The sequence below is a fragment of the Micromonospora sp. NPDC005215 genome (assembly GCF_040607915.1).
Taxonomy (GTDB): Bacteria; Actinomycetota; Actinomycetes; order Mycobacteriales; family Micromonosporaceae; genus Micromonospora.
Map to the genome: position 1 here is coordinate 83939 of NZ_JBEXHQ010000030.1, position 11495 is coordinate 95433.

At 70.1% G+C, this 11495-nt stretch carries 11 protein-coding genes; 4 read left to right on the plus strand and 7 right to left on the minus strand.

Going from position 1 to position 11495, the window contains the following annotated elements:
* Positions 1 to 56 precede the first annotated feature (56 nt).
* The 5 genes from ABZU25_RS22275 to ABZU25_RS22295 form a co-directional block, all read right to left on the minus strand.
* Positions 57 to 242, minus strand: a complete 186-nt coding sequence (locus ABZU25_RS22275) for a DUF6104 family protein (protein ID WP_007464679.1) — start codon at positions 240 to 242, stop codon at positions 57 to 59.
* 124 nt (positions 243 to 366) lie between these two features.
* A complete protein-coding gene (locus ABZU25_RS22280) occupies positions 367 to 4113 on the minus strand; it encodes a multifunctional oxoglutarate decarboxylase/oxoglutarate dehydrogenase thiamine pyrophosphate-binding subunit/dihydrolipoyllysine-residue succinyltransferase subunit (protein ID WP_355031276.1) in 3747 nt (1248 codons plus the stop codon).
* Positions 4114 to 4388: 275 nt separating this feature from the next.
* Positions 4389 to 5201 carry an ABC transporter permease gene (locus tag ABZU25_RS22285; protein WP_355031277.1) on the minus strand — a complete coding sequence of 271 codons (813 nt, stop codon included), beginning with the start codon at positions 5199 to 5201 and terminating at the stop codon, positions 4389 to 4391.
* A complete protein-coding gene (locus ABZU25_RS22290; protein WP_355031278.1) occupies positions 5198 to 6133 on the minus strand; it encodes an ABC transporter ATP-binding protein in 936 nt (311 codons plus the stop codon). The genes ABZU25_RS22285 and ABZU25_RS22290 overlap by 4 nt, the downstream gene beginning before the upstream one ends.
* A gap of 142 nt (positions 6134 to 6275) precedes the next feature.
* Positions 6276 to 6923 carry a hypothetical protein gene (locus tag ABZU25_RS22295; RefSeq protein ID WP_355031279.1) on the minus strand — a complete coding sequence of 216 codons (648 nt, stop codon included), beginning with the start codon at positions 6921 to 6923 and terminating at the stop codon, positions 6276 to 6278.
* Positions 6924 to 7073: 150 nt separating this feature from the next.
* Between ABZU25_RS22295 and ABZU25_RS22300 the strand changes: the two genes are divergently transcribed.
* Complete coding sequence (locus ABZU25_RS22300; RefSeq protein ID WP_355031280.1) at positions 7074 to 7847, plus strand: GNAT family N-acyltransferase; 774 nt, start codon at positions 7074 to 7076, stop codon at positions 7845 to 7847.
* A complete protein-coding gene (locus ABZU25_RS22305) occupies positions 7844 to 8809 on the plus strand; it encodes a lysophospholipid acyltransferase family protein (RefSeq protein WP_355031281.1) in 966 nt (321 codons plus the stop codon). The genes ABZU25_RS22300 and ABZU25_RS22305 overlap by 4 nt, the downstream gene beginning before the upstream one ends.
* Before the next feature lie 112 nt (positions 8810 to 8921).
* On the opposite strand, the gene ABZU25_RS22310 is transcribed toward ABZU25_RS22305, so the two are convergent.
* Positions 8922 to 9113, minus strand: coding sequence for a DUF397 domain-containing protein (locus tag ABZU25_RS22310; protein ID WP_355031282.1), 192 nt, complete (start codon positions 9111 to 9113; stop codon positions 8922 to 8924).
* A 2-nt stretch (positions 9114 to 9115) separates the two neighbouring features.
* The gene (locus tag ABZU25_RS22315; protein WP_355031290.1) at positions 9116 to 9955 is read right to left on the minus strand and encodes a helix-turn-helix transcriptional regulator; all 840 of its coding nucleotides are present in this window, start codon (positions 9953 to 9955) and stop codon (positions 9116 to 9118) included.
* A 2-nt stretch (positions 9956 to 9957) separates the two neighbouring features.
* Between ABZU25_RS22315 and ABZU25_RS22320 the strand changes: the two genes are divergently transcribed.
* Positions 9958 to 10329 carry a hypothetical protein gene (locus ABZU25_RS22320; RefSeq protein WP_355031283.1) on the plus strand — a complete coding sequence of 124 codons (372 nt, stop codon included), beginning with the start codon at positions 9958 to 9960 and terminating at the stop codon, positions 10327 to 10329.
* 13 nt (positions 10330 to 10342) lie between these two features.
* Entirely contained in the window at positions 10343 to 11113 is a 771-nt protein-coding gene (locus ABZU25_RS22325; protein ID WP_355031284.1) for a phosphotransferase, read from the plus strand.
* The last annotated feature ends 382 nt before the right edge of the window (positions 11114 to 11495 follow it).

The window sequence follows — 11495 nt, forward strand, 5'->3', positions numbered from 1 at the left end:
GCGGGGTGCGGGGTGCGGGGTGCGGGGTGCAGGGTGCGGGGTGCGGGGTGCGGGGGTCAGGCGTCTTCGTCGTCGGGGTCGTCCAGGCGCGCCAGGTAGGTGGCGAGGCGTTCGATGGGGGTTTCGAAGTCGGGGTTGAGGTCGACGAAGTCGCGGAGGCGTTCCCCCAGCCACTCCAGGGTCACCTGCTCGTCGCCCCGGCGCTCGACCAGTTCCTCGATGCCACGGTCGGTGAAGTACATCGGTACGTCCTCATGCTCGGCCCGGCGCGGGCCGGGCGGGTGGATCGGTGGGTCGGTGGACCGACGCGAGCCGGGGCAGGACCGTGGTGAACGGCCCTGCCCCGGCTCGCGTGGCGCGATCAGGTCACGGGCGGGGGAGAGCTGCCTCGATCAGCGCGTTCAGCTCCACCTCGTGGGTCTTGGCGGAGCCGACCGCCGGGGCAGCCGCGGCCGGGCGGGAGATCCGCCGCAGCCGGACGTCAGTGAGGTGCTCCAGCAGGTTGAGCGCGACGAACGACCAGCCGCCCTGGTTGGCCGGCTCCTCCTGCACCCAGGCGAAGTCCTCCGCGTTGGGGAACTGCGCGAGGGCGGCCCGGATCTCCTCCACCGGCAGCGGGTACAGCTGCTCGATCCGGATGATCGCGGTGTCGGTGACGCCGCGCTCCTGCCGGGCCTGGAACAGGTCGTAGTAGACCTTGCCGGAGCAGAGCAGCACCCGCTTCACCGCCTCCGGGGCCGGGGCCGCCGTGTCCCGCAGCACCGGCTGGAAGGTGCCGGTGGTGAAGTCCTCCACCGAGGAGACGCAGAGCTTGTGCCGCAGCAGCGACTTCGGCGTGAACACCACAAGCGGCTTGCGCTTGGGCGACAGGGCCTGGCGGCGCAGCAGGTGGAAGTAGTTCGCCGGGGTGGTCGGGATGGACACCCGCATGTTGTCCTCGGCGCACATCTGCAGGAACCGCTCCGGCCGGCCGGAGGTGTGGTCCGGGCCCTGGCCCTCGTGGCCGTGCGGCAGCAGCAAAGTGACGGCGGAGCGCTGACCCCACTTCACCTCGCCGGACGAGATGAACTCGTCGATCACCGACTGGGCGCCGTTGACGAAGTCGCCGAACTGGGCCTCCCAGGCGACCAGGGCGTTGATGTTCTCCACCGAGTAGCCGTACTCGAAGCCCATCGCCGCGTACTCGCTGAGCAGCGAGTCGTGCACGAAGAACCGGGAGCGCTCGCCGTCACCGGTGAGCGACTTCAGCGGCAGGTAGTCGTCGCCGGTGCGGGAGTCGACCACCGAGGCGTGCCGCTGGACGAACGTGCCGCGACGCGAATCCTGTCCGGCCAGCCGGACGGTGACGCCGTCGTGCAGCAGCGCCCCGAGCGCGATGATCTCGCCGAAGCCCCAGTCGATGTTGCCCTCGACGGACATCTTGGCCCGCCGGTCCAGCAGTTGCTGGATCCGCTTGTGCGGGGTGAAGCCCTCCGGGAGGTTGATGTGCGCCTCGCCGATCGCCTTCACCACTGACGCGTCGGTGGCGGTGTCGACCTGTGGCTCCGGCTCCTCCTCGCGGCGCGGCCGGTTGAGCTGCCGGGGCGCGGAGGCGGCGTCCCGGGTGGCCTTGAAGACCTTCTCCAGTTGCGCCTGGTAGTCGCGCAGCAGCTCTTCCGCGTCCTCCACGGTGATGTCGCCGCGACCGATCAGCTCCTCGGTGTAGAGCTTGCGCACCGAGCGCTTCGAGTCAATGATCTTGTACATCTGAGGGTTGGACATCGACGGGTCGTCGCCCTCGTTGTGCCCGCGCCGGCGGTAGCAGACCATGTCGATCACGACGTCCTTGTTGAACGTCTGCCGGTATTCGAAAGCCAGCCGAGCCACCCGGACCACGGCCTCCGGGTCGTCGCCGTTCACGTGGAAGATCGGCGCCTGGATCATCCGGGCCACGTCCGTGCTGTAGAGGCTGGACCGGCTGTACTCCGGGGCGGTGGTGAAGCCGACCTGGTTGTTGACCACCACGTGCACGGTGCCGCCGGTGCGGTAGCCACGCAACTGCGACAGGTTGAGCGTCTCGGCGACCACGCCCTGCCCGGCGAACGCGGCGTCACCGTGCACCGCCAGCGGCAGCACGGTGTAGCCCTCCAGCTTGAGATCGATCCGGTCCTGCTTGGCCCGGACGATGCCCTCCAGCACCGGGTCGACGGCCTCCAGGTGCGACGGGTTGGCCACCACCGACACCTTGACCGAGTGCTCCCCGCCGGGGGTGGTGAACTTGCCGTTCTGGCCCAGGTGGTATTTCACGTCGCCGGAGCCCTGCGTCGAGCGCGGGTCCAGGTGACCCTCGAACTCCGAGAAGATCTTCTCGTACGGCTTGCCGACGATGTTGGCCAGCACGTTGAGCCGACCCCGGTGCGCCATGCCGATGACGACCTCGTCCAGCCCGCCCTCGGCGGAGGACTCCAGCACCTCACCGAGCAGCGGGATCAGCGACTCGCCGCCCTCCAAGGAGAAGCGCTTCTGGCCCACGTACTTGGTTTGTAGGAAGGTCTCGAACGCCTCGGCGGCGTTGAGCCGGTTGAGCACGTGCTTCTGCTCGTCGGCGGACGGCTTCTCGTACTTGCGCTCGATCCGCTCCTGGATCCAGCGCCGCTCCTCCGGGTCCTGGATGTGCATGTACTCGATGCCGACGCGGCGGCAGTACGAGTCGCGCAGCACGCCGAGGATCGAGCGCAGCTTCATCCGCTGCCGACCGGCGAAGCCGTTGACCGGGAACTCGCGGTCCAGGTCCCACAGGGTCAGCCCGTGCTGGAGGACGTCCAGGTCGGGGTGCTTGCGGATCTTGAATTCCAGCGGGTCGGTGTCGGCCATCAGGTGACCGCGCACCCGGTACGCGTGGATCAGCTCGTGCACCCGGGCGGTCTTGTTGATCTGGCCCTCGGAGTTGACAGCGACGTCGCGCATCCAGCGCACCGGCTCGTACGGGATGCGCAGCGAGGTGAAGATCTGGTCGTAGAAGCCGTGCTCGCCGAGGATCAGCTCGTGCATCACCTTGAGGAACTCGCCGGACTGCGCGCCCTGGATGATCCGGTGGTCGTACGTGCTGGTCAGCGTGATGATCTTGCTGACCGCCAGCTCGGCCAGGGTGGCCTCGGACATGCCCTGGTAGGGGGCCGGGTACTCCATCGCGCCCACGCCGATGATCGCGCTCTGCCCCTGCATCAGGCGCGGCATCGAGTGCACGGTGCCGATGCCGCCCGGGTTGGTCAGCGAGATCGTGGTGCCGGCGTAGTCGTCCATTGTCAGCTCGTTGCGCCGCGCCCGCCGGACCACGTCCTCGTACGCCTGCCAGAACTGCCGGAAGTCCATCTGCTCGCAGCCCTTGATGGAGGGGACCACCAGGTTGCGGCTGCCGTCCGGCTTGGCCAGGTCGATGGCGATGCCGAGGTTGACGTGCGCCGGGCGGACCATCGCGGGCTTGCCGTTGGCCTCGGCGAAGGAGTTGTTCATCTCGGGGTGCTGGCCCAGTGCCCGGACCAGCGCGTAGCCGACCAGGTGGGTGAAGCTGACCTTGCCGCCGCGCCCCCGGGCGAGGTGGTTGTTGATCACGATGCGGTTGTCGACGAGCAGCTTGGCCGGGACCGCGCGCACGCTGGTCGCGGTGGGCACGCTGAGTGAGGCGTCCATGTTCTGGACGATCTTCGCCGCGACGCCACGCAACGGCGTGGTCTGCGGGCCGTCGGCGGTGGGGGCGGCGGCCTTGGCGGCCGGCTTGGCCGGGGCGGCCTTCTCCGGGGTGGCCTTCGCCGGAGCGGCCTTGGCGGGTGCCGACGGCGCGGCGGCCGGCTTGCTGGCGGCGGTCGGCTGCGCGGTGGCGCTCGGCTGGCTGACCGCGGCGGCTGCCTCCGGCTGCCCGTCCGGCTCCGGTGCGGCGGCCGGCTTCTCCGACGACTCGGCGGTGCGTGGCGTGGCCGCTCCGGGCGCCGGTCGGTAGTCGGCGAAGAAGTCGTGCCAGGCCGAATCGACGCTCGTTGGGTCGGCGAGGTACCGCTGGTACATCTCCTCGACGATCCACTCATTCGGGCCGAAACCCGCCAGTGGGTTCTCCTGCGAAGTCTGCTGGGTCGACACGGCCGGTAATCGCCTCTTTCACGCGGGTTTGTGTGGCACGCGGTGTGTCCCTCGTGCCCGATTAGGAGCACGGACTGGACGGCTCCCAGGCTACGCCGTACCGATCCCGCAGGCATTTCAGCCTCGGTCCCGTGGCCGGTTTCACAGAAGATGCCAGAAGTTCAGCAACCGCTGCGCAGCCAGTGCAGGACTGGTAACGCACGCCCCGGCACAAACCCCGGTGCCGACCCCGGAGCGGCCAGCCTGTCGCCGCCGTCCCGGGGTCGGAACCGCCGTCAGGCGATGTCGCGCCGCCGAGTGATCAGGACTCCGACGACCCCGCTGACCAGCGCGTAGCCGATAAGCACCAGGGCACCGACCCACCAGGCCGGCAGCATCTCCGACCGGCCTTCGGTGATCATGACCTGGGACGCCACAGCGGGCCAGACCACCTGCCACTTGAGCACCGCCTCGCTGTCGAGCACGTTCGACAGGAGCAGGAACAGCAGACCCACCACCTGCGTGCCGACCAGGTAGAGCACCGCTGCCGTGATCACCGCGCCGAGCTGGTTGATGATCAACGTGCCGATGCCGACGCCGAGGATCGTCCAGATGGCGTACGCCAGCAGGTTGAACAGCAGCGCCCGCTGCACCGGCCACTCGCCGAGCTGGCTGCCGTAGTCGTTGAGCGACAGGAAGATCGTGCCGGCGGCCAGGTCGATGAGCGTGGTCACCAGCCAGAACATGAAGCCGAGCAGGCTGGCGGCGATGAGCTTGCCGACGATGACCGAGGTTCGCCGCGGCGTCGTCAGGAACGTCGTGGTCGCGGTCTGGTGGAAGAACTCGTTGGTGACCATCAGGATGCCGATGAGCATCACGAACATCAGCCCGAGGTACTGGCCCGAGGTGTAGATGTTCGCCGCCTGCGCTGCCGGTGTCGACTGCTCCGGGCTGGCGCCGAATTCCCCGCCGTCGCCGCCGAGGACGGTGACGGCGTACCAGGCGTTGAACGCGAAGGCCAGGGCGATCGACAGGAACGCGCCGAGGGCCAGCCACCACCAGGTGCTGGTGGTGCGGATCTTGAGCAGTTCGGCTCGGACCAGGTTCATCGGATGCCCGCCTTTCCGGCCGTCAGCTCCAGGAAGACCCGTTCCAGGTCGGGTCGTTCGGTGGTCAGTTCGTGCAGCTCGACGCCGGCGGCCAGGGCGGCCCGGCCGATCGTCGGGGCGTCCACCCCGGCGACCAGCAGCACGCCGTGCTCGTCGGTGTCGACGGTCGCCGACTGCGCCTTCAGCGCCGCGGTCAGCGCCTCGGCCTGCGGAGTGCGGACCCGGACCCGGACGCTCTGCGCCATCGAGCCGAGGACCTGCTCGACCGGACCCTGCCGGACCAGCTGCCCGGCCGCGATGATCACCACGTCGTCGGCGAGCAGCTGCATCTCCGACAGCAGGTGGCTGGAGACCAGCACGGTGCGGCCTTCGTGGGCGAGGTTCTTGAGGAAGCCACGCATCCACCGGATGCCCTCCGGGTCGAGCCCGTTGGCGGGCTCGTCCAGGATCAGCACCCGGGGGTCGCCGAGCATCGCGGCGGCGATGCCGAGCCGCTGCTTCATGCCCAGGGAGTAGCCCTTGAACTTGCGCTTCGCCGCCGGGGTCAACCCGACCAGGGCCAGTGCTTCGTCGGCCCGCTCCCGGGGCAGCCCGGCGGCCGCGCAGATGACCCGCAGGTGGTTGATGCCGGTACGACCCTTGTGCGCGCTGGAGGCTTCCAGCACCGCGCCGACGTGCCGCAGCGGGTCCGTGAGGTCGGTGTACCGGTGGCCGCTGATGGTGGCCGTCCCGGCGGTCGGCGTGACCAGGTTCAGCAGCATGCGCAGCGTGGTGGTCTTGCCAGCACCGTTCGGGCCGAGGAAGCCGGTCACCCGCCCCGCCGCCACAGTGAAGGACAGGTCGTTCACCGCCCGCACGTTCTTGTACTGCTTCGTCAGACCGGACACCACGATCTGACCGTCGCTGGTGGGGCTTCGCTGCCCGTCAGTCATCGTTCTCCTCCCGTGTGCGGCGTCAGGTACGCCGTGGCACAGCGTGACGGCCCGGGGCAACAAGGTCAATCAGGCGCGGTCCGTATGTTGGCCTCCGCCGCAGGGCGGAGACGCCTCCGCCCTGCGGACGACGGACCGGGGTTCAGCGGGCGATCCAGGTTGCCCGGGCCGCGCCGAGCAGCGCGCCGTCCGGGGCGTACAGGCTGGTGTGCACGAGCGCCTTGCGCCCGTCGACGCCGAGCAACGCCCCGGTCACCACGCAGTCGTCGCCCGGCCCCGGCAGCGCGGTGACCACGGCGGCGATCCGACCCAACAGGTACGGGCGGCCCGGCGCGAGCACCGTCCAACCGCCGGGGCAGTCCAACGCCGCCCAGATCGTGGCCGCGCTGACCTGCTCGGGCGCCCGGAACGGCGCGGCGGTCCGCCCGTCCGGTAGCCGGCCGGGGAAGATCCGCAGCCCGTCCGTCCGCTGCGGCCCGCAGACGTAACAACCGGGGAAGGGATGCTCGACCAGGCCGGGGTAGCGGGCCGCCGCGGCCACCGCGGTGTCCAGGTCGACAGGGGGTACGACGACGTCGACAACGCTGGTCGGGCGCACCTCGGCCACCAGTTCCCCGGTCGGGTCACGGACCTCGCCGTCGGTGAGGCTCAGCTCGGTGTCCAGTGGTGGCGGTCGGCGCAGCGTCACCTCGACCGCGCTCGTGCCGCCCGCCTCGGCGGCGAACACTCCCGCGCTCCAGCCGCCGTTGCCGGAGCCGGGTGGCCCGTTGTAGCGGGACTCGATCCGCATCGTCGACCTCCGGTGGGGCTTGCCGGCGTCATCGCCGGTTCGTCGCGCAGCCTCGCACGACCACCGGTGGGACGCAGCTGCCGGCCTGCGTTCATCCTGCCGACACCGGTGGTCCCCGTGAATGGCAACCCGAGCACCTACACAGATCCCATGGCCGTTCTGCATGCCGCTGGCGCACCCCTGACGACCAGCGGATACACCCTGCTGATCGCCGACGACCCCATCCAGGTCGCGGCCGCGCAACGCCTGCGCCACGAGGTGTTCGCCACCGAGCTCGGCGCCACCCTCCTCCCCGGTGCGGCCGGGCTGGACGTGGATCCCTTCGACGCGTACTGCGACCACCTGATCGTCCGCGAGGACAGCACCGGCGCTGTGGTCGGCACGTACCGGCTGCTGCCGCCGGGCCGCACCAACCGGCGGTACGCCGAGGACGAGTTCGACCTCGGCGCGCTCGATCCGCTTCGCGATGATCTGGTCGAGGCGGGCCGGTCCTGTGTGCACCCGGACCACCGCTCCGGCGCGGTGATCAATCTGATGTGGGCGGGCATCATCCGATACCTGCACCTGCGGGGCTCCCGTTGGCTCGGCGGCTGCGCGTCGGTGCCGGTGGCCGACGGTGGGCGGACGGTCGCCGAGGTGTGGACCCAGGCCCAGGCCCGGCACCTGTCGCCGCCGCCGCTGCGGGTCCGCCCCCTGCGGCCCTGGTTCGCCGGGTCGGCCGCCGGATCGGTGGTCGCCGTCGATCCGGCCGGGCGCGTCGCGGTACCGCCGCTGCTGCGTGGCTACCTTCGGCTGGGCGCGTGGATCTGTGGCGAGCCGTCGTACGACCCGGACTTCGGCTGCGCGGACTTCTACGTGCTCTTCTGCCTGGACCGGATGAACCCCCGTTACCTGCGGCACTTCCTGGGCGAGGCACAGCGGTGACCGCCGTGTCGCACGACCTGTGGCGACCGTCGTCGGGTTGCGACGACGACTGTCTGCCGTCGGCCGGCGCGGTGCCCACCGTGTCGGTGGCTCGTCGGGTGCTGCGGTTGGTCGGGGTGGCCGGCATGCTGCTGGCCGGGGTCGCCCTGGTGGTGCTGCTGCCGGTGCTGCCGGTCCGGGAACGGCAGGCGGCGGTGCGCGGTTGGGCCCGGTCCACCGCGCGGGCCTTCGGAGTCCGGCTGGTGATCCGGGGTCGACTGCCCCGGCGGCGGGCGCTGCTTGTCGCCAACCATGTCTCGTGGCTGGACATCCTCGCGGTGCTGGCCGTCGCACCCACCCGAATGGTGGCGAAGCGGGAGATCCGCTCCTGGCCGGTGTTCGGCCTGCTGGCCGCGGCGGCGGGGACCGTCTTCGTGGACCGCGCCCGGCCGCGCGCGCTGCCGGCCATGGTTGGCCGGATCGCCGACACGCTGCGCGCCGGCCGGTCGGTGGCGGTCTTTCCGGAGGGGACGACCTGGTGTGCCGGCGCTGGTGCCGCCGACTGCCGCCCCGGCGGCGGTTTCCGGCCCGCGACGTTCCAGGCGGCCATCGACACGGGCAGCCCGGTGGTGCCGCTGCGGCTCGCCTACGGCTGCGCGGCCACCGGTACGACCACCACGGTCGCTGCCTTCCTCGGCGCGGACACGTTGCTGCGATCGGTGCTCCGGGTGGTCACGGCGCGGGAGTTGGTGGTGTCGGTGACGATCGCCGCCGCGTTGCACCCGGCCCGTACCGCCGACCGGCGGTTGCTGGCTCGGGCCGCCGAGTCGGCCGTACACCTGGTGCCCGCGGCGGGTGCGGTGCCGCGGGCCCGGCTGCATCCGGTGCCCACGGCGACCCCGGCCGGCGGGGTGCCCACGGCGACCCTGCCGGTGCCTAAGGCGGCGCCGGTCGCCGGCGGCGGGCTGGATTTGGCGGCCTGAGGGGGAGCATCGGCTGCGGCGCGTCGGCCCTGCCCGGCGATATCCACCTCGTTGAGCGCGACAAGAACAGGCCCCTCACCGTCGGCGCTGAGGGGCCTCTTTGCGTGCTACGTCAGGCGTGCTTGGCGAAGCCGACGAACGCCTTCCAGGTCTGCGGGTCGAACGTGAGCGCCGGGCCGGACGGGTCCTTGCTGTCCCGCACACCGACGATGCCGGAGAGGTTGTCGGCCACCTCCACGCACTGCCCGCCGTTGCCCCCACTGCGGCTGCTCTTGCGCCACACGGCTCCGGTTAGGTTACTCATTGCTACATCTCCTTGGCGATCGTGGCTAATAGGTCGGCCGATCGGTCTGCGTCGAGCGACAGACCTTCGAGCGCTCTCCACCGCACAGAGTACGCCGCAACCTCTGTTGGCTTGTCGAGATATAAAGCGCCCGTCAGTGACTCGCTGTATACAGTCGTGGGCTCGGGGGTGCGGATGCCGATCGTTGGAAATTCCAGCATGACAAAACCACCGCCAGTCAAGGCGTAGTTGGGCGGCGTGTCTCGGGGCACGATGCGGATGGTCGCAACCTCGGCGGCCACCTGGTTGTGAAGATGGCTGAGCTGGTCTGCCATGCCGGCGATCGGCCGGCGCAGCACGCTCTCGTCCACAATGACCTCCAGGCGCGGAGGTCCTGGATTCCGCCGCTTGAGGATCTTCTGGCGCTCCATGCGAAGCTCGACCAGGCGTCCGACCTCCCCCTCTGCCAGCTCCGGATGCGACCGGAGCAGGTGTTCGGCGTACTCCTTCGTCTGAAGCAGCCCGGGAAGCGAGTCCGGCTCCCAGTGCCGCAGGCGCGACGCTGCCGACTCCATCCCGACGTACAGCTCAAACCAGGCCGGCAGGGTGTCGCCGTAGGCGTGCCACCAGCCGTTCGCCTTGGTCTCGGCGGCCAGTGCGATCAACGCCGACGTCATCTCGGGGGACATGCCATACAACGCGCACATGGCTGTCACGTCGCGCGCCTTGACTGCCGAGCCCCCGCCCTCGATCCGGTACATGGTGGACCGAGACCACTCCAGCGCCTCGCCGGCAGCTTCCAGGGATAGTCCGGCCTCTTCGCGGCCCTGCTTCAGATACCGGCCGAGTTGCCTGCGCGGTATGGATGATCCCGCAGCGGGCCGTCGAGCAGTTCCTGGTCTTCATCAAGGCCCACGCCGACAACGTCAACAACTCGGACTTCGGGATGCCGCTGCCGGACGGGTCGATCGGGCGCGTCGTGCCGACCCTCCCGATCGACGCGGTGTGGCACGCCGTGCTCCAGCACACCGAGCCGTATGCCGCCGCCTGCGAGCAGATCGCCGGGGGCTTCGTCCACCACATCCCCATCCTGACCGAGGGGATGATGGACGGCACCGCCGTGACCTTCACGCTCGCGGCACTGCACGGGACCGGTTACCGGGTCGACATGGAATTCTGGTACGGCGAGGCCGAGTCCTGCTGCCCGCCGAACCCGCCGCAGCCGGGCAACAAGTGACAGAGAGGTAGCCATGCGTAGTGACTGGATCGTCCTGCCTGACGCCGTCGCGGCGGACGTGGCCGACCTAGTCGGCGGCATCATCGACGTGCACCCGGCTTCGAGTGGCAACCACGCGGAGATCGCGTCGGCCGTCATCGGCTCGACCGGCAGCGTCTTCGTCAAGGCGGCTTCGGGTGATCTGGGCGTCCGGTCACTGCGCTACGAGCTGGCGGCGACCAGGGCTGTTGACTGGCTTCCGCCGGCCATCCTGTGGCACTTCGAGCGTGACGGATGGTTGGTAGTGGGGGCCGAGCTTCTTGTCGGCCCTCACGCCAACCTCTCGCCCGACAGCACGGATCTCGAACTGCTCGGCGTCGCGCTGAAGGGGCTCCAGGAGAACCAGGCCCGACCTGGGGTGTGGTTCACGCCGGAGACGCGGCTCGGCTTCACCCGCCCTGAGGCGGACGGCGGCGCGCTTATCCACTCCGACCTGAACCCGGCCAACCTGATCGTCACCACGAGCGGCCTGCGGGTCGTTGACTGGGCGTACGCGACGAGGGCGGCACCATGGGTCGAGCTAGCGTTGCTCGTCCAGTGGCTGATCGGCAGCGGCCACACCCCCAAGCAGGCGGAAGGCTGGCTAGCTCAGTTCCCCGCCTGGACCGAGGTTGACCCCGAGGTCTTGGACGACTTCGCATCAAGGAACGCCTCGAAGTGGGCCACGAAGTCCCGGCAGGGCGGCAAGGGATGGGTGCACGACCTCGCGGCCTGGACTTGCGAGTGGGCGGCCCACCGGGCGTAGCGGGGTGAAGCGGGTCAGCCTCGAACAGGCTGGCCCGCTTCTCTTACACGGGTACCGGTACCGCGCCAGTTCCGCGATCAGCCGGCGGGAGCGGTCCGGGCCGGTATCCAGTACCGCCGCCACCAGCTTCACGCCGGGGGTACCGGCGTGGGTCAGGACCTCGTCGTACCGGTGCCGGCCTGCTTCCGTACGCGCCGCTCAGGGCCCGGTGCCGCGGTGGCCGGCTCGGGGGCGGCGGGTAGCACCGCAGGTGGGACCGGTACCGGCTGATACCTGTGAGTCATAACTACTTGCGTTTTAACGTGTTGGGTCGCTGGGTGTGGTGATCTTCGGCGTGGCGGCGTGACGTGAAGCGGCCACCGTTTCAAGATCGGTTCTGCGA

What these genes read in the sequence shown, in the direction of transcription:
- ABZU25_RS22275 (WP_007464679.1), bottom strand. Translation starts at nt 242, where the DNA reads ATGTACTTCACCGACCGTGGCATCGAGGAACTGGTCGAGCGCCGGGGC.
- ABZU25_RS22285 (WP_355031277.1), bottom strand. Translation starts at nt 5,201, where the DNA reads ATGAACCTGGTCCGAGCCGAACTGCTCAAGATCCGCACCACCAGCACC.
- ABZU25_RS22290 (WP_355031278.1), bottom strand. Translation starts at nt 6,133, where the DNA reads ATGACTGACGGGCAGCGAAGCCCCACCAGCGACGGTCAGATCGTGGTG.
- ABZU25_RS22295 (WP_355031279.1), bottom strand. Translation starts at nt 6,923, where the DNA reads ATGCGGATCGAGTCCCGCTACAACGGGCCACCCGGCTCCGGCAACGGC.
- ABZU25_RS22300 (WP_355031280.1), top strand. Translation starts at nt 7,074, where the DNA reads ATGGCCGTTCTGCATGCCGCTGGCGCACCCCTGACGACCAGCGGATAC.
- ABZU25_RS22310 (WP_355031282.1), bottom strand. Translation starts at nt 9,113, where the DNA reads ATGAGTAACCTAACCGGAGCCGTGTGGCGCAAGAGCAGCCGCAGTGGG.
- ABZU25_RS22320 (WP_355031283.1), top strand. Translation starts at nt 9,958, where the DNA reads ATGATCCCGCAGCGGGCCGTCGAGCAGTTCCTGGTCTTCATCAAGGCC.
- ABZU25_RS22325 (WP_355031284.1), top strand. Translation starts at nt 10,343, where the DNA reads ATGCGTAGTGACTGGATCGTCCTGCCTGACGCCGTCGCGGCGGACGTG.